Annotated in this window: 16 protein-coding genes, 2 tRNA genes and 1 rRNA gene; 15 read left to right on the top strand and 4 right to left on the bottom strand. The window is 52.4% G+C overall.

Going from position 1 to position 16,934, the window contains the following annotated elements; translation table 11 throughout:
* Window positions 1-18 precede the first annotated feature (18 nt).
* From IG193_RS05535 to IG193_RS05555, 5 genes are all read left to right on the top strand, one after another.
* A 23S ribosomal RNA gene (locus IG193_RS05535) occupies window positions 19-3,113 on the top strand.
* Window positions 3,114-3,278: 165 nt separating this feature from the next.
* Window positions 3,279-4,181, top strand: coding sequence for a CBS domain-containing protein (locus tag IG193_RS05540; protein WP_192818207.1), 903 nt, complete (start codon window positions 3,279-3,281; stop codon window positions 4,179-4,181).
* Window positions 4,182-4,308: 127 nt separating this feature from the next.
* Window positions 4,309-4,414 (top strand) — tRNA-Met (locus IG193_RS05545).
* 149 nt (window positions 4,415-4,563) lie between these two features.
* Window positions 4,564-4,637, top strand: a tRNA-Gly gene (locus IG193_RS05550).
* 352 nt (window positions 4,638-4,989) lie between these two features.
* On the top strand, window positions 4,990-5,310 hold the full coding sequence (locus IG193_RS05555; protein WP_192818208.1) for a hypothetical protein: 321 nt from the start codon (window positions 4,990-4,992) through the stop codon (window positions 5,308-5,310).
* A 4-nt stretch (window positions 5,311-5,314) separates the two neighbouring features.
* Here the strand turns inward: IG193_RS05555 and IG193_RS05560 are convergent, their stop codons facing one another.
* Window positions 5,315-5,653, bottom strand: a complete 339-nt coding sequence (locus IG193_RS05560; protein WP_192818209.1) for a hypothetical protein — start codon at window positions 5,651-5,653, stop codon at window positions 5,315-5,317.
* 31 nt (window positions 5,654-5,684) lie between these two features.
* Window positions 5,685-6,134: an RFA2 family protein gene (locus tag IG193_RS05565; RefSeq protein ID WP_192818210.1), complete on the bottom strand. Its 450-nt coding sequence runs from the start codon at window positions 6,132-6,134 to the stop codon at window positions 5,685-5,687.
* A gap of 36 nt (window positions 6,135-6,170) precedes the next feature.
* Here IG193_RS05565 and IG193_RS05570 point away from each other — a divergent pair, with 36 nt between their 5' ends.
* From IG193_RS05570 to IG193_RS05580, 3 genes are all read left to right on the top strand, one after another.
* A complete protein-coding gene (locus IG193_RS05570; RefSeq protein WP_192818211.1) occupies window positions 6,171-7,142 on the top strand; it encodes an ATP-binding protein in 972 nt (323 codons plus the stop codon).
* A gap of 107 nt (window positions 7,143-7,249) precedes the next feature.
* Window positions 7,250-7,480 (top strand): hypothetical protein, encoded by a 231-nt coding sequence (locus IG193_RS05575; protein WP_225876052.1) that lies wholly within the window; start codon window positions 7,250-7,252, stop codon window positions 7,478-7,480.
* Entirely contained in the window at window positions 7,473-8,126 is a 654-nt protein-coding gene (locus tag IG193_RS05580; RefSeq protein WP_192818212.1) for a hypothetical protein, read from the top strand. Before IG193_RS05575 ends, IG193_RS05580 begins: the two co-directional genes overlap by 8 nt.
* A 19-nt stretch (window positions 8,127-8,145) precedes the next feature.
* Here IG193_RS05580 and IG193_RS05585 read toward each other — a convergent pair whose 3' ends face one another.
* Together IG193_RS05585 and psmB are read right to left on the bottom strand one after the other, a co-directional pair.
* Window positions 8,146-10,518: a DNA-directed DNA polymerase gene (locus tag IG193_RS05585; RefSeq protein ID WP_192818213.1), complete on the bottom strand. Its 2,373-nt coding sequence runs from the start codon at window positions 10,516-10,518 to the stop codon at window positions 8,146-8,148.
* A 40-nt stretch (window positions 10,519-10,558) separates the two neighbouring features.
* A complete protein-coding gene (gene psmB / locus IG193_RS05590) occupies window positions 10,559-11,167 on the bottom strand; it encodes an archaeal proteasome endopeptidase complex subunit beta (protein ID WP_192818214.1) in 609 nt (202 codons plus the stop codon).
* Between the two features lie 154 nt (window positions 11,168-11,321).
* Here psmB and IG193_RS05595 point away from each other — a divergent pair, with 154 nt between their 5' ends.
* The 7 genes from IG193_RS05595 to IG193_RS05625 all read left to right on the top strand — a co-directional run bounded on the left by IG193_RS05595 (window position 11,322) and on the right by IG193_RS05625 (window position 16,886).
* Window positions 11,322-12,227: a helix-turn-helix domain-containing protein gene (locus IG193_RS05595; protein ID WP_218042120.1), complete on the top strand. Its 906-nt coding sequence runs from the start codon at window positions 11,322-11,324 to the stop codon at window positions 12,225-12,227.
* 13 nt (window positions 12,228-12,240) lie between these two features.
* Window positions 12,241-13,422 (top strand): tRNA (guanine(10)-N(2))-dimethyltransferase, encoded by a 1,182-nt coding sequence (locus IG193_RS05600; protein ID WP_192818216.1) that lies wholly within the window; start codon window positions 12,241-12,243, stop codon window positions 13,420-13,422.
* A gap of 456 nt (window positions 13,423-13,878) precedes the next feature.
* Window positions 13,879-14,445 carry a 50S ribosomal protein L15e gene (locus IG193_RS05605; RefSeq protein WP_192818217.1) on the top strand — a complete coding sequence of 189 codons (567 nt, stop codon included), beginning with the start codon at window positions 13,879-13,881 and terminating at the stop codon, window positions 14,443-14,445.
* Window positions 14,438-14,896, top strand: a complete 459-nt coding sequence (locus tag IG193_RS05610; protein WP_192818218.1) for an RNA-binding domain-containing protein — start codon at window positions 14,438-14,440, stop codon at window positions 14,894-14,896. The genes IG193_RS05605 and IG193_RS05610 overlap by 8 nt, the downstream gene beginning before the upstream one ends.
* The gene (locus tag IG193_RS05615; RefSeq protein ID WP_192818219.1) at window positions 14,893-15,654 is read left to right on the top strand and encodes an RNase P subunit p30 family protein; all 762 of its coding nucleotides are present in this window, start codon (window positions 14,893-14,895) and stop codon (window positions 15,652-15,654) included. Before IG193_RS05610 ends, IG193_RS05615 begins: the two co-directional genes overlap by 4 nt.
* Window positions 15,651-15,962, top strand: coding sequence for an Rpp14/Pop5 family protein (locus tag IG193_RS05620; RefSeq protein ID WP_192818220.1), 312 nt, complete (start codon window positions 15,651-15,653; stop codon window positions 15,960-15,962). The genes IG193_RS05615 and IG193_RS05620 overlap by 4 nt, the downstream gene beginning before the upstream one ends.
* 24 nt (window positions 15,963-15,986) lie before the next feature.
* Window positions 15,987-16,886, top strand: coding sequence for a ribose-phosphate diphosphokinase (locus IG193_RS05625; protein ID WP_192818221.1), 900 nt, complete (start codon window positions 15,987-15,989; stop codon window positions 16,884-16,886).
* Window positions 16,887-16,934: the final 48 nt, after the last annotated feature.

Below are 16,934 nucleotides of genomic sequence, written 5' to 3' on the forward strand. Positions count from 1 at the left end.
TGCAGATCAGGCTCATACCAGTAGACGGCTCGAAGCCGTCCGGTGGATGGCTTGGCTCGGGCGCCGAAGAAGGCCGTGGCAAGCGGCGATACGCCCCGGGTAGCCGCAGGCAGGCTTTGATCCGGGGATCGCCGAATGGGACCTCCTGCTACGGGCGAATAGCCCGTAGCGCTCGGGAAACCCTTCCAGGGGGAGTACCGAGCGGGAACCCCCCCAACGGAAACATCTTAGTAGGGGGAGGAGAAGAAACCAATTGGGATCCCCTGAGTAGGGGCGACCGAAAGGGGGAGAGCCCAAACCGAACTCCTAGGCGACGAGCCTAGGCGGATGTGGTGTTGCAGGGCCCCGCGCCTCCCAACCTCGGGTAGCCGAAGTGGGCTGGAAAGCCCCGCCGTAGAGGGTGACAGCCCCGTAGGCGAAACCCGAGGGGGAGATGGCGGGTGTCCCTGAGTACCACGGCTTGGTTTTGCCGTGGGAAGCTGGGGGGCACCGACCTCCAAGGCTAAATACGTCCCGAGACCGATAGCGAACTAAGTACCGTGAGGGAAAGCTGAAAAGTACCCCGGAAGGGGGGTGAAAAGAGCCTGAAACCGGACGGCTACAGGTGGCGTGGCTCGAAAGGGTCGATCCTCCCCGAAGGAAACCCGGGCAACCGGGGAGTACGAGGGGAGGGGACCGGAGTCACGCCTTACGTCTAGAAACACGGGCCGGGGAGTTCACGGCTGTGGCGAGCCTAAGGGGTTTCTAGCCCCGAAGGCGTAGGGAAACCGACATGCCCGTAGCCGGTCATTACGACCGGCGTGGGGCGGGGTCTGAAAGGGCCCGGAGTCACAGCCGTGAGACCAGAAACCGAGCGATCTAGGCCGGGGCAGGGTGAAGCCCGGCGAAAGCCGGGTGGAGGCCCGCAGGGGTTCTGACGTGCAATTCGTTCCTCTGACCTCGGCCTAGGGGCAAAAGACCAATCAAGCTCGGTGATAGCTGGTTCCCCCCGAAGCGGGTCCCAGCCCGGCCCGCCCGGAGGTGGCCGATCGGGTAGGGCACCGATTGGGGGTGCAGGGGCCGAAAGGCCCCGGCTCCCTTTCGAACCCCGAACCGGTCGGCACCGTAGAAGGGCGGAGACGGGTTCTGGCGGATAAGCCGCCAGGCCGAGAGGGGAACAACCCAGACCGGGGTTAAGGCCCCAAAGTGCCGGCTAAAGTGTCAAGCCAGAAGGGTGTCCCCCGCCTTAGACAGCGGGGCCGTAGGCTTAGAAGCAGCCATCGGCTAAGAAGTGCGTAACAGCTTACCCGCCGAGGCGGGGGGCCCCGAAGATTAGCGGGACTAAGCCGGCCGCCGAGACCCCGGGGCACCCTGCATTGCAGGGTGATCCGGTAGGGGGGCGTCCGGGTGGACTAGAAGCCGGGCCGTGAGGTCCGGTGGATCCGCCCGGAACGAAAATCCCGGCGGTAGTAAGAGCGCAAGAGGGGTGAGAATCCCCTCCGCCGAAAGGGCCAGGGTTCCTCAGCAACGGTCGTCGGCTGAGGGTTAGCCGGTCCTAAGGCGGCCCTTAACCTGGTGCCGCCGAAAGGGAAAGGGGTTAATATTCCCCTGCCGTGGGGGTACGTTTCGCGGCAACGCAAGGCCCCGCTCCTGACGCCTCGGGATAGGGGGAGTAGGGTTGCCGCCCTATCCAAGCGCTGAAGCCCGCGGAGTGCCGTCATGGCGAGAAGCGGGTGAAGGCGTGATGGGCCCGCCGTTAGGCGGGTTCCCCCGAATCCCGGGGCCAGTGAAAAGGGAGCGGGGAAGGATCCCCCACGACCGTACCGAGAACCGACACAGGTGCCCCTGGGTGAGAAGCCCAAGGCGTGGCGGGGTAACCCGGGCTAGGGAACTCGGCAAATTGGCCCCGTAACTTCGGGATAAGGGGTGCCTGCGGTCTTGGGGTATACCCCCGGGATCGCAGGTCGCAGTGACAAGGGGGACCCGACTGTTTAATAAAAACATAGGTCCCCGCGAGCCCGAAAGGGTGAGTACGGGGGCTGAATCCTGGCCACTGGCGGTACGTGAAACCCGGGTACAACCGGGCGAAGCGCCGCTGAAGGCCGGGAGTAACTCTGACTCTCTTAAGGTAGCCAAATGCCTTGCCGGGTAAGTTCCGGCGCGCATGAATGGATCAACGAGGTCCCCACTGTCCCAGCCCGGGACCCGCTGAACCCGCAACCAGGTGCAGAGTCCTGGGAGTCCCGGTGGGGCGAGAAGACCCCGTGGAGCTTCACAGCAGCCTGGCGTTGGGGTACGGCTGCGGGTGCGTAGTGTAGGCGGGAGCGATGAAACCAGTCCTCCGGGGCTGGTGGATGCGATCATGAAACACCGCTCACTCGCGGCTGTACCCCTAACCCTGGGGCAACCCTGGGGGACAGCGCCAGGTGGGCTGTTCGGCTGGGGCGGCACACCCCTGAAAAGGTATCAGGGGTGCCCAAAGCTCGGCTCAGGCGGGTCAGAACTCCGCCGTAGAGGGCAAGGCCAAAAGCCGGGCTGACTGCGCCCTTAAACGCATGGGGCGCAGGCGGGAAACCGGGGCCTAGCGAACGCTCGTGCCCCCTTCGGTGGGGGCCGGGCATGACAGAAAAGTTACCCCGGGAATAACCGGCTCGTCGCGGGCGAGAGTTCACATCGACCCCGCGGTTTGGTACCCAGACGTCGTCTCTTCCTAGCTTGGCCCTGCAGCAGGGGCCAAGAGTGGGGCTGCTCGCCCATTAAAAGGGAACGTGAGATGGGTTTAGACCGTCGCGAGACAGGTCGGACTCTACCTGCCGGGACCGTTGGCCGCCTGAGGGGATGGTCCGCTCAGTACGAGAGGAACGGCGGGCCGCGGCCTCTAGTTTACCGGTTGTCCGGCAGGGCACTGCCGGGCAGCCACGCCGCAAGGGGTAACCGCTGAAGGCATCTAAGCGGGAAACCCACCCCGAGACGAGGCGGCCACTCTCGGCCATTATGGGCTCCGGCGACGGAGCTCCTTGGCCGAGACGAGGGCACCCGTAGAAGACGGGGTTGATGGGGTGGCGGTGTAAGCACCGAGGGCTTTTGCCCGAGGTGCGAGCCGGCCACTCCCAATAGCCCGAGGCTGTCTACTGGTGTGAGCCTGAGCATAAAACTCCTACGCGGCGCGATGTTTTCTTCTACTCTCTTATCTCAACCTTCAACGGGCTATGCGGATTTTTCCAATTCTAGTATTCGTTAATTGTTGAAGTCCTTTTAAACAGATAACAGATTTTAACCTCTGATGTCGTTTATTCACGATGAAAGTTCTGGAGTTAGGTGTCGGCCGCTATCCCCCTGCGCTCTACCTGGGCATAAGGGCAAGGGTTCTCGACGTGCTATTGGGGATGGCCTCGAGACGTGTCAGGCACTGTCCGCTGGTGGATGACGCTGGAAGGCTGGTGAGCATGGTATCTGCACGCGACCTCATGGACTTCCTGGGCGGCAGGAGGTTTAATGACATCGTTGTAAAGGGCTACGGCGGTGATGTTTATAGGGCGCTCAAAGAGGTCGACGCGTCAGCGCTCAGCTACAAGCCCCCGTTCGTCTACGTGGACTCAGACCTTAGGGAGGTCGTTGAAACAATGTTCTATAGGGGCGTAGGGGCCCTAGCCGTTGTAGACAGGGAGAATAAGCTGGTGGGTCTCATCTCCGAGCGCCACATGATGTTGCTTTTCGCAGATGCAGAGACACACGTTAAAGTCAAGGAGATAATGACGAGGAACCTTGTAAGCCTAGCTCCCAGTGACACTGTAAGGAGAGGTCTACAATTAATGAGTGAGCGTAGGGTTAGGCGCATACCACTCGTAGCAGGAGGCGCTCTACATGGCATAGTGACAGTGAAGGATATCATAGGTTTCCTGGCTTCTGAGGACTCCTTGAAGATGATGCAGGCTGGGCACGTGGAAGCAGTTTATGAGACTCCTCTAGCCTACATCGCGAGCAGACCTGTGGTAACTGTAGACCCCGAAGACGACGTGGGTAGAGCTATCAGGCATATGAAGGATCGCGGTATTGGCGCCGTAATGGTTTCTTCAGGCGGAAAACCTGTAGGCATCCTCACCGAGCGCGACGTAATGACGCGGCTACCTCAAGTCAAGGGTGTTGAGACCTTCATCGACGAGTTGAGGCAGAAGATATACGCATCTAGAGTGTCATTTTAGAGCTTGATCTCAGGAAACGAGAAGCTCTAAGAGCGGGCACTACAGCTCGGGCAGAAGGGATCACCGTCTCAGCCGGGTGGTGGGCAAGCGTAACGGATATATTTGGTCTACTGCTCTGTTTTCTTGAGCCGGGGTCGCCTAGCCTGGTCTAGGGCGCCGGACTCATAATCCGGTACATACCCCTGCTACAGGGGTATGCGGAACTTCCCCGGGTTCGAATCCCGGCCCCGGCATCATTTTTACTAAGCCGATTATCCGCTTCATAAAACGGGGCTTTTGGCATGCACTCTACCTTTGCGTTTGTGGTAGGAGAGGTTTGTCTCCGCCTTATCGAGAAGAAAAGTTAATATTCAGAGCTTAGTAAGGTAAAAGTAGTGCATGCGCGGCCGTAGTCTAGTCTGGTAGGATGGCGGCCTCCCAAGCCGCAGAACCCGGGTTCAAATCCCGGCGGCCGCATATTTTTACATGTTTTAATTAAATAATCGTTTTTGCAAAAGAGGGGTTTGCTAGCTCTATGTTTTTGATCTAGCGCCAGAGAAAACTCTCTCTTTGGAGGGGCAGCCGGTATCACGCTTGCCGATGACCTCTCTGAGATGTTTTTCTAATCTAGTAAAGGGTGCTCCCTTTCCGTTATGCCCACTAAAACTCGCAGCCTCCACAAGCCTGCCGCGGCCTCTCTTGTCTAGAGTGCTAAAGAGCAATAACAGTATCAACACCACGCCTTCACCCTCAGTAACATCAGGGTGTAGGAGGGGCGCAAGCAAAAGCAAATATAATTGTTTATTAGAAGTGCTCTCGGTGAACGGAGTTGAGTCTCACAGGCGTAGAAAAATTCGTGCTAGCGTATATCTACCACGAGTACGGCGGGAAGATATACTACCAGTCGGGGAGCAGTTCGCCGGAGGAATACTTGGCCGAGTTTATCGCGGAAGAGTTCCTGCCGCGGAAGAACCCGAACTTTAACCGGGTGGTTAATGGGTTTGCAGAGGCGATACGCGGCTTACGGGAAAAAGGATATATCTCAATGACCGGTTACGAGGTTAACTTGACCGAGGAGGGTAAAGGAGAAGCCTCGAAAGTGCCGCAGGAGGAGTATAGAGAGTTGAAGAAACGCTTCTCAAAGACATAAAAACCTATTGCGTGGTAACGAACACGTACTCTTCGCGTGTCGAGTCAAACCTGCGCTGAACCAAGCCTTTCTCCACGAGTGAAGTTAAAGCCTTGTAAAATACAGCAGGGCTCACCCCTTTCTTCTTGCTCCATTCATAGAGCTGGCTCCTCGTCAAGCCTCCCGGCTCCTGTCTGATACGTTGTAAAAGGGCTCTCTCCACTTCCTCCGTGAGGAGGGCCTCACGGGAAGCTGAGGCTGCTTTTCCCTCCGCTTTTGAGGGTTGCTGCTCTTGCGTGGAGAGGAATGCCGTTAAGTCTATCGCAGGGGGCTGCTTTTCCTCTTTCCTCTTCTTTTCAGGCATAAAATAATCCCTGGAGATTATCAAGCAAGGGCTACCTATTATTGTTTATCATGTCCTCGAGGATCAATCTATCCGACTTCAGCTTCCGTTTGAACGCTGCTAAATATTCTTGCGTGACTTTTCTCATGAGAGTAGCTGAAATATAGGCTTGCCCTCTGTACTCCTTCAAGACTCCTAGCACAAGCAACGGCGTGTTTTCTGCGGGCTCTCCTAGTTGGGCCAAAAGACCGCTACTCTCCCATAACCTGACCGTGATTTGCCCGTTGTCGAGAGAGAGGACTATATCTGTAAAATGCTTCCCACTATAGACACTACTCACAGTGCCAACTGTGCATAGCCTCCTAGACTTAAGTAGAATCCTTCCTGTTTTGATGACTAGAAAGTTTAATGGCCCCTCTCTTACCATGTTTTCTTCTGTTATTTCTCCGGGGAGCACCCTAAGGTAACCGTCGATGGGGAGTTCTCTGTTATTGGAATCCATGGTGACAACCTTTTATCCTCTCGTTCTTCTATTATTGTGAAGCCTTTAAAAGTGAATCTTTCCGGCTACATACCCTCGACAGTCTTAATCCCTGAGACCCATATCTTGGTTATCGGCCCGACGGGTAGCGGCAAGACGAACACAGTAAAAGTTCTCTTAGAGGAGCTTCTCAAGAGGAACATTAAAGTGCTAGTTCTGGACTGGCACGGTGAGTATAAAGGGCTAAGGCGGTATATTCCTGGCGAGAATCTCGAGATGAACATTCTGGAGTTGGGGGATGCTCTCAAGTATGACCCCGAGTTTATAGTGGATCTCTTCTCTCATGTCTTTCTGCTCTCGGAGCCACAATGGTACCTCCTGCAGAGAAGTCTACGCGAGATAAGACCTCCAATAAAGCTCTCGACACTAATCTCGGCAATAGAGGAGCAACCCGTCAAAGATTGGAGGGACTATGAGATAAAGGCGGCTCTGCTGAGGAGGCTAGCTATCCTCAACGAGGGCGTAATGGGGCGAGTTCTGAACGGCGACAAGCCTCCATACTTTCTATTTGAGGAAAACGCCTCAGTTGACTTCAGCGTCTTGCCGCTAAAGTATAGAGGCCTCTTAGCGCTTGTCCTTTTAAAACACCTCTATGATTACTCTGTCTATATCAGAGGCGTTGCAGACAGGATCGTTCATGTTACTGTGATTGAGGAGGCCTGGAATATTGTGCCGTACAGAGCTAGGTGGGAGCCACCATCTATAGGGGAGCGCCTTTTTCTTGAATTGAGGAAGTTCGGAGAGCAGGTAGTGGCGGTCTCGCAGAGAGTAGACGACATCTCGGAGCGTGTCTTGAGGAATTGCCAGTTGATCCTGCTCCATAGTCCACAAGCCCAGGATCTGTTGAAGATAGGTCTTCCAAGGGAAGAGGTCGAGAGGACGAGTCTCGTCTCAAAGAGGGGCATTGTTTATGCTTTCTGCCAGGGAGGGATTCGTAAGCTAAGAGTTAGGAGAGCGGAGCAGCTTTGACTTCTTTGAGGGCAGAACGAATAAAATATATTTAAAACAAGTATTTACTCCTGGGTGTTATAGTGCAGAGGAAAGAGCGTAGGTTACGTTTGAGGAGGCTTGATGAAGTGCCTGAGGGCAAGGCATACATGAACCCAACAACAATGGCGGAGCTAGGTATAACCTCGGCTATAGAGGTCGTCATCGCAGGGAAGAAGAAGCTCTACTTCGAGTCTCGGCCTAATGATAAGGTGCCCCAAAACGAGGTGTGGTGCAACACCGACGAGCTTAAAACTCAAGGCGTTGCAGATAACACGATAGCTACAGTTAGAGCCAGGCAGGTGGTTGGCAGTGTCTAGTGTCTCAGTAGCAGATGCGAAGCTGATCTCCATACTACGGAGGGAGCTCGTCCTAGCACAAGACATACTTAGCGACATACGCCGGGTAATTAGGAGCCTCAATGACGCCTCGCAGAAGGAAGACCAGAAGAAGCTCCTAGAGCATGCCCAAGCCGCCAAGAATCAAACAAAGGATCTCCAGACAGAATACTTAACCTATCTCTCGAAAATTTCCCGAATGCTGGAGCATAAAGAGGAGTGGGTTAGAATAGGTTCTCGAATAATGGAGGTTATAGATAGGCTGAGCGGTATCACGTACCGCTTAAGCTTTCTCATTGAGCGAAATTGGGTTGTACCAGCACATATACAGGCAGACCTATTAGACATGTGCCAGGAGTTTGAACGTATGATTAGCACTATGGACGACCTCCTCGGCAGGCTACAGTCAAATCCTCCTCAGGCACTAGAGGATATAAAGAAGATATCGGAATACGAGAATAAAATAGACAGCATCTACCGTACCACAATCTTCAACATTCTGGACTCCAATATATCAAGTAGCACGTCTCTGCTACTGCTAAGCGTCGCCGAGATGCTTGAGGACAGCTCCGACACCATATACGAGCTTACAAGCAACGTCTATATACTACTCTTCGACCTCCTTTAGTAACGAAAAGCGTAAGCCTTCAACTAATGAAGTCAAAGAGGGAGGGTTGCCTTCTACCAGTGCGGAAGTGCTCCTCCTTTATGCCAAAGTACTCGAGTATTCGAAGTGCAGCCGGGATTATTTGCCTTTCAATGTAGTACTCTGTGTCTACCTCGGCGGCATCCTTAACCATGAACCATGGCAGTACCTTTTCTGAAACCTTTCCACCGCCTTTCACGACGATGTAGCCGACTTTAGAGCCCTTGCTAACTTTCCAGCCTGAGCTAGCCATTATCCTGGCTGCTCTAACGTGAGGTGCGTCTACTTCATACTCGTCAAGGCTCTTCGAGAGGGTCTTCCAGATGATGAGCTTTGAAATCTGTATTTTTCCGGATTCGATATCTCGAATTACGCTCCGGACATACTCTACAGCCCTCCAGGGATCGCCCTCCCGCAAGACAACTTCTATAACCTTCTCCTGTATCTCCTTTGAGATTTCTGCCCAGTCACCGCGCACGGCCTCAAGCCCGACGACGTCTATCCTTCCATCCTTGAGCAGGCCACAGTAGCGTTTCTTCGCCTCCGTAAAGAAGACTTTGGAGTAAACTTTATCGATCTTTATCTCAAACCCTAGCTTCCCCTCAACGTAACTTACCAGCTTCTCAATCTTCTCCGGGTCGTATTTTACGAAAATACTGTCTGTGTCGCCGTATATCACGGTAAGACCGATGCTCTGGGCATAAGCGAGTGTTTTCTTTATGAGTTCGCGCCCCCATGCAGTAGTAGCTTCAGCAACCTCCCTCATATACCACCTTGCCATACCCCACCCACTATAGCCATACGTGGCGTTAGTCACGACTTTTATAGCCTTCTGCCTCTCGTCCAGAACTCTATACATGTCACTTGAGGGGCTAAGGCCTTTCATCTGCTCTCTTATTTGGCGCCGCGCCTCTAACAGATCGGTGAGAACCCTTGCGTAGAAGCCAGGCGGCACCTTCCTAAACCTGTGTCCTACCTCGGGAGCTGTATAGACTTCATCTGCGGGGACATAGACCCCTAGCGGTAAGTATGTATCTGGGGAGATGTTGTACCTTATCATGATGTTTGGGTACATTGAGGAAAAATCCAGCACGGCAATATCCTCATGGATGCCCGGCTTGGGCTTTAAGACTATAGCTCCTCTGTAGGTTTCCTCCGGGCGCTCCTTGGCATTGGGAACAAGCTCCCCATATAGGAAGGCCTGCCGGATGAGGTGCCACTCGACACGATTGCCGACAGATGCTGCGAATACTTGGTCGAGGGGGAGTCCTACTAGGCTTGATAGCTGTATGGCGAATGGGAGTACTACCTCGGCAAGCCTAAACGTACTCACAGCGTCGTCGCGGTTGTACTGCCTAAGAACCGGTCTCTTTGTCTCGTCGTCCCAGTACTCGTAAATGGCCATAGGGTCTATCAGTACTCGCTCACTTTTCTTCAAGACACCCAGATAGTCAGCAATGTTCTCGAGTGTCTTCACTTTTACTTCCGGTATTTCACTCGCGTAGTCATAGAGGTCTATGTTCGCCCTGCCGACCACGCTGTAGTGGCCATAGACACTCTGGGCAGGCTCCCCGGAACTTCGGGCGACGTCAAACCTTATCCTTGCCTTGTGAGCCCTTGCAATGATGTAAGGCCAGTCGAAGTGGTTACTGTTGTACCCTACGACTACATCCGGGTCTTCCGACAGTAAGTCCTCCATGAACTCACGAAGTGGTCTTTCATCGGTTTTCCCGTCTGCCTCGAAGGTCTCAACTCCGCTACGTGTTGCCCGGCTTACGAGGATTATGGGGTCGCGTTCAGGGTCAGGTTCTCCGTACCTGTTGTAGCACTCTATATCAAAGGCATAGATTTTCAGGTCAGGTACTTTTTGCTCTTCGATGTACCTGGGGGGTTCAAGTGCCATGTACACCCTATCAACTCTCCAGCTACGAGGCTTCTCAACCTCCTTAACTTTTGCTATGTGCCATGAGCTAGGCCTCACGCCGTTATCGACCATGTAGCGCATATAGAACCTGATGTCAGCTTCAAGTACTTCTCTAGCATCCTTTACCCTGGCAGCAATCTCCCGTGCCTTAGGGACATCACGGGGGTCTGCAAGTACAACTTTTACAGCTTCCACAGACTTCCCATAATATTTTCTCTCAACTTTTTCCAGTGAGAGGAATTTGACTCCAGCAAGGCTCGAGCGAATAATTCTGACAAACTCATCGGTAACTCTCTCCTGTGAAGGGAGAATATAGAAGTATGGCCTGAAGTTGCGGTCTATAACTGCTACCCTCTCGCCATTCTCACTTATTCCCCAGAGACGGATCTCAGGAACTTCTCCCACAACCTCGTAATTAACATCGAGAATCCAGAAAACCTCCTCTGCCATTAAAGCTCAGTAAATTCATAATGTAGAGTGGCCTAAAAACCTAGTGTAAAGGCCATGTTAGTGACTTTTCGCTAACACTTTTCTTTGAAATAGTTAACACGTCGATGCCGTCTCCGCTAGCGGCGTCGCGCTTCATGGCGGCTTCAATAGCTTTTATTGCCAGCTTCTCCGCGTCATCCAGGCTCATAGAACTAGAGTAGCTGCTCTCGATAATGCTTATAGCTAGTCGCGAACCGGATCCTAAGGCCACGTAGTCGTCCTCGATTATAGCCCCTATTGGATCCAGGGAGTACAAGTGCGAGCCTGTCTCGTCCATACCCCCTACAATTATTTCTGCAAAGTACGGGAATAACCTCCTTTCGTAGAGAACATAGGAAAGTAGTTTAGCGGCTGTCCACACACTTGGAGTAATGCCAGCGTCCAGCTCGTATATTCTCATCTCAGCCTCGATTATCCTCGCGAGAGTCTGCATGTCTGCTATTAGGCCAGCGCTTGCCAGACCCATCCTGTCAAGTATCCTGTACACCTTCTTCCCAGACTTACTCATCAAGTACAGCCCATATGAAACCCGTTTTTCAGCAGCCAGCACGACGCCGTCTACTACTTTCACACCCACAGTAGTCCCCGGCAGTACTTCAACTTCTGACACTCACGTCACCAACGTCACAAGGGGGTGAAGTAAGCTATAAGCTTATAGCTTAGCACAGCCCCTGCACGTAGCTATGGCCAGAGTCGAGAGCCTCCAGGTAGGCTGGTGGGAAATACTTAAAACAGAGTTTTTCCACGGTTTATAATAGGCTTTCATGGGGGAGCAACTAGTCCAATTGAAACTGCCTAAACGGGAGTATTGCCTAGACCGCGTTATCACTTTCAGGAATGAAACTGTCGTTGCCAAGGAAGTTGACGACGTCGCTGAGCTCTCACCAAGCATTGCTAATACTCTAAAAAGCGTTGCAAGTTTTCTAGATGCATTGCCGGTTGTTCTGACCGAGAGAATGTTTGGCGAGAAGCTCGAAGAGAACATCGTATACTCACGTCATGGTCTTCCTGTAGTTGATCAGGAGACTCTAAACACTATAATCTCTGGGGCAAGAGTCCCCCTAATATACTCTTCCCATGGCGGCGTTTACGTGAAGATTAAGGGGTCTAAATTTAGAGAGCTACGCGAGAAAATGGGGATTAGCAGGGGTGAGTTAGCAAGGAAGATCGGAGTATCTAACAAGGCCGTAATTAACTACGAAGAGGGCGAGAGCGATGTTAGCCTCGATGTAGCATCAAGGCTTGAAGAGATCTTCGGCGACGAGATTTTCGAAGAGGCATCAATGGAGGCACTAAAAAAAGTCTTCGGTGGAAAGATGAAAGTGTCAAGAATCGAGCCTAGAGATGCACTGATAAAATCGGTAGTACAGGAGCTACGTAATCGAGGATTTGAGAACTTCGTATTTACTCGTGCGCCCTTCGATGCCGGAGTTAAATACATCGGGGAAAACATTAGAGTAAAGGTTGCGCTTAAGAAGGATCCAACGTCAGAGGAGGTGAAAGTAGCAGCTATGGTATCTAAAAATACAAGGACTAGGCTAGTAGTACTTTCAACTGAGAGAGTAGTGGATAGGTTTGAGAACAGTAGCCTTGTGTATGTCTATGCGAGAGATACGGGGAAAGTCCGAGATTTAATCCTCGGGTTTTTGAAGCGAGAAGAGGAGTCTTAGACTAGAGGATCCTATGAGAGACTTTTGCACCCTTACTGAGAGCCGAGAAGGGAGAGCTGTTATCCGTCACTGTGACCTAAGTGCCTACGCAGACACCAGGGGGTATGTTGACCCGATATGGGCTCCTGTATTCTACAACCCTAGGATGAAGTGCTCGAGAGACCTTTCAACGGTAATTCTGTCGGTTTACCTCGAACTTTCAGGGAAGAGTGAGGTCTCTGTCATCGATGCCATGTGCGGCACAGGGGTACGCGGGATACGTTATGCGCTTGAAGTCCCGGGTGTCTCTAGAGTAATACTCAACGATATTAATCCCAAGGCTGCGGCCTTAACTAGAGAGAATGTCTCGCTAAATGGCATTACGGACATCGCTTCTATCTCAAATATGGAGGCTCATGCGTTGCTTTCGTCGACGAAAGCTGACGTTATAGACATCGATCCATTTGGGACACCCGCACCCTTTATTCACCCAGCTTTAAAGGCCGTGAAGCATGGTGGTCTCTTATGCGTCACGGCAACGGATCTGCCCCCGCTACTAGGTATATACCCTTCGGCTTGCATGAGGAAATACTTCTCCTTTAGTATCGAGACAGAGTTTTCGCGCGAACAGGGTGTGAGGATACTCCTCTACTTCATAGCACGTGAAGCCGCCAAACTAGGGAGAATAATAAAACCATTTTACTCCTACTACCTTGACCACCACATCCGAGTCTGCGTAATTGTAGAGAGAAAGGAGAAAAAGGGTTTCCTAGAGGAAAACATAGGCTTCATCTTCTACAACCCGCGCACCCTTGAGCGTCAGCTCATGAGTATTCGAGGTATGCTACACCTACGTGAAAAGCCGTTTAGTAGCAATACATGGAAAGTAGGAGGGCCGGTCTGGACTAGCGAGTTATGGGACAGAGAGGCTACCAGAAAGATTCGCTCAGAATACTCGATGCGTCAAAGTAATTATATTCTCTGTAAGAGGGGCTTACGCTTAGCAGAAAGGATTGAGAGCGAACGTGACATGCCGCCTCTGTATTACACGACGGAGAAGATAGCCTCAACATACAAGCTAGACGTGGAACAATCCCCACAAACCCTCGTAGAGAAACTCGCGTCAAAGGGATACCCCTCTTCCCTAACTCACTTCTATCCCAAGGGCTTCAGGACAGCAGCAGGTATCGGTGTAGTGCTAGAGAACTGGCACTAGCGTGTCCCTCCTTTCGCCCCTCCCTAGGCCCCCTAAAGGTTGGTCTCAGACCCCCCATGGGGGACAGCTCCTCCGGCCGGCACCCCGGGTTGCGCCAGGGCTCTCCGGCCTTCACCGTCATGGCTACCGGTGCGGGTGTTCACGGCACTGGCACACTACTTTCGCTTCTTCGTGTGCGTCGCGGCCTACGACCCCCAGGATCAACGGCATCGTGGCAGCGAGCCACGCGCCAGGTGTCGCAGGGGGCATCGCCGGGATCGAGGACAGGGTCGGCGAAGAGCGTCTGTATCGCCTCGGGCAGGACGCCTGCCCTCGGGGAGCTTCCTAGTCCTCATACTACATTGTCACGAAGCGGAGGACGAGCTGGTGCATGTCGTCAACTTACAGTTCTTCTAGCAACTCCACACTATGAGCAAAGTTTATGAATTTGAAGCCATGTTGGACTAAGGACGCGTAATGGGCTACCTGAAATACCTGGCAGAGATCTGGAAACGGCCTTTCGACGGCGAACATAGGGAACTGATGAAAGAAAGGTTGATGCTTTGGAGAAAGGAGCCTACAGTAGTGAGAATTGAGAGGCCAACACGGATAAACAGGGCTAGAGCGCTAGGGTATAAAGCCAAGCAAGGCTACGTTATTGTTAGGGTACGCGTCAGGAAGGGAGGACTAAATAGGCCTAGGCCACGTAGCGGTAGGAGACCGAAAAGAATGGGCGTCTACGGTTATAGCCCCCACAAGAGTGCACAATGGATAGCTGAGGAGAGGGCGGCCAGGAAATTCCCTAACCTCGTCGTCCTCGGCTCCTACTGGGTTGGCGAGGATGGCATGTACAAGTGGTATGAAGTCGTAATGGCCGACCCCAACCACCCTGCTGTCAAATCAGATCTCGAGAGAAGATGGATAGCCGGCTACAGGACGAAGAAGAAGTACAAGATCACACGTGAGAGACTTCTAAAGATTCTCGCAAAGGCAAAGCTCGAAGAAGGCTCTACAGTCACTGAGGAGAATAAAGGCAATGAGTAGATCTCATGTTGCGGTATCTGTAGAGTTTACATGTTTTATCCACGCTACAGAGGACGAGGAACGTGTCCTACGAGCTCTCACAAACTTACTGCCAGAGGAATTGCGACGCCCAGATAGCCTTCCTCTTAGAAAGAGCCTTACGTATGGCTTCTACGGGAATCCCATACTTCTCCTCCATCTTGAGTTTAGCGGGGAGGAAGCGGACAGGATCGTGAGGCATATTTTCTCGTCTATGCTGGGTGAAGACTTAAGAGGTATCCTCGAAGGCTTTGAGAACAGATTCGCAAAAGGCAGGCTCTATCTACGTTTCGACAAGCAGGAGGCATATTACGGGATAATGAAGTTGAGTAGTGGAGACGAGGTAATAAGGTGCGTGATAAAGCTTAAACCGCATATCCGCAGAAGAGAAGACCTAGAAAGAGTCTTGAAAGAGTACGGTGCACATTTGTGAGTGCGCGTAGGAGGAGATTCTATGACGCCTTCTGCGGCAAACTTGAGAACATCTCTGTTGAAGCCATAGAAGGCATGTACCTCAGAGCGCTAAGCGTTGGGTACAATGCGTGCATACCCTGTCTGGTTATAAGACCTCTACTGGATCTCCAGGAGATCCGCAAGAACGTTGCGAATGCTAGAGCTATAGTTGACAGCTTGTTGGACAGGGGTTTAAAGGTCTATCTCCGATGCCACCTTGCTGGAATTTCCAAAGCTGAAGTGAAAAAAGTATTGCCGCGCATTAGGGGCATGTGTGACCTCGTCTCTGTAGAAGGTACAACTAGGGAGATGCTGGCTTTTGCAAGTAGAGACCGCAGGATAGACATTATAACGCTTATTCCAGGCTCCTCGCCAAAACTATACAAGGGAGACATTGACTATATCTTGAAGTACGGCAAATTCGTCGAAGTCACTGCCTCTTCTTTCCTAACAGAAGATCTACTCTTACTTGCAAGAAATATTTCCTCAGTGCGGAGCTTGCTGCTCCAACCTGCAAGGAAGAAAGTTCCGATACTCCTTTCAAGTGGTGAAGGAGGACTGAAAGATCCCCGTTCTCTTCTGGCTTTTGCAGAACTATTGCTAGGACTTGATGTCGAGAGTGTAGCAAGGTCAGCCTCAGCTCTCATCGAGAAGCGTTTAGCGGAGAATTTGGAGAAGAGAATGGGCATCAGGCCTATTGAAGGGGTCAGGATCGAACGGCCGATTGATGAAATATGAGAGAGAATAAGTACAGATACCTGGTCTTGAGACTTACACGCGAGTTCTCGTCACTAGAGGCGGTTGAGGAACACATAAGGAAGTGCATTCTCCTCCTCTTCGGCGTGTATGGGCTCTCATGTACTCTTCCAAGGGTGATTTATAAGTCCAAGGAAGGGATGGTTGTTGTACGCGTGAAACGTGAAGGAGTGAAAATACTCCGCGCATCGCTTTTACTCGACACTACAAATTCCATCATCGTAGTAAAGACAACGGGAACTACCCGCAAGGCAAAGAGAATAGCAGACAGTATCCAGCAGAAACAATAATATTGTACAACAGTAGTCTTGATTGTGACAAGGCAGGACATTTTGATACTCCCTGGGCAGGGATGCGCACACCTTGGCCTGGAGGTCTCGAGGATTTTAGGTGTCCCTCTAGCACCTCTCACCTCAAGGGAGTTCCCTGACAAGGAGATTTACGTTAAGGTTCCCGTAGAAGTGGCTGGCAAGGTAGCCGTATTGATGGTATGTCCTGGGAGGAGGCCGAACGACGCGCTTATTGAAGCTCTCCTGGCAGCTAGGACAATCTCGAGGCTAGGCGCCAAGGAAATTGTCTTGGTGGTGCCCTACATGCCATACGCTAGGCAGGACGAGGAGTTTAATCCCGGCGAAGCTGTAAGCATCAAGATAGTTTCCGAGTTCCTGGAGAGCCTCGGAATCTCTGCTCTAGTGACTGTCGACATGCACTTGCACCGGTTCAAGGAGGTGAGCGATGTATTCAGAGTGAGGGCTTTCAACGCTACAGTAATGGGAGAGCTTGCCCGCTTTGTACGAGAAAACTACGGCCATGATTACGTTGTCGTGGCTCCAGACGTTGAGGCAAGGCAGTGGGCCGAAGCCTTTTCGAGAGTGCTCAATGCAGAGTACATAGTCCTGGAAAAGGAGAGGAGGGGGGACGAGAATGTCGAGATTAAGGGGGTATCGGGGGCGATCAGGGGGGCTGTTATTGTAGACGATATTATCAGCACAGGCTCCACGGTCGCGACAACAGTTTCGCTTTTGAGAAGGAATAGCGTAGAAGAAGTGCTCGTTGCCTGCACACACGGCCTCTTTGTCTCGGGGGCTGAGTCCAAGATATTATCGGCTGGTGCCAGGGACATTGTGACATCCAACACTGTTGTCAATCCCTTCGCTAGGGTTAGCGCTGCTCCCCCAATAGCCAGAGCTCTCAGCGAGATAATCCGCGAGTAAACATTTATTTTTTTGACGTGTAGCAGTTGAAAATAAATCCGGCAGGCC

It is taken from the genome of Infirmifilum lucidum, assembly GCF_014876775.1.
Taxonomy (GTDB): Archaea; Thermoproteota; Thermoprotei; order Thermofilales; family Thermofilaceae; genus Thermofilum; species Thermofilum lucidum.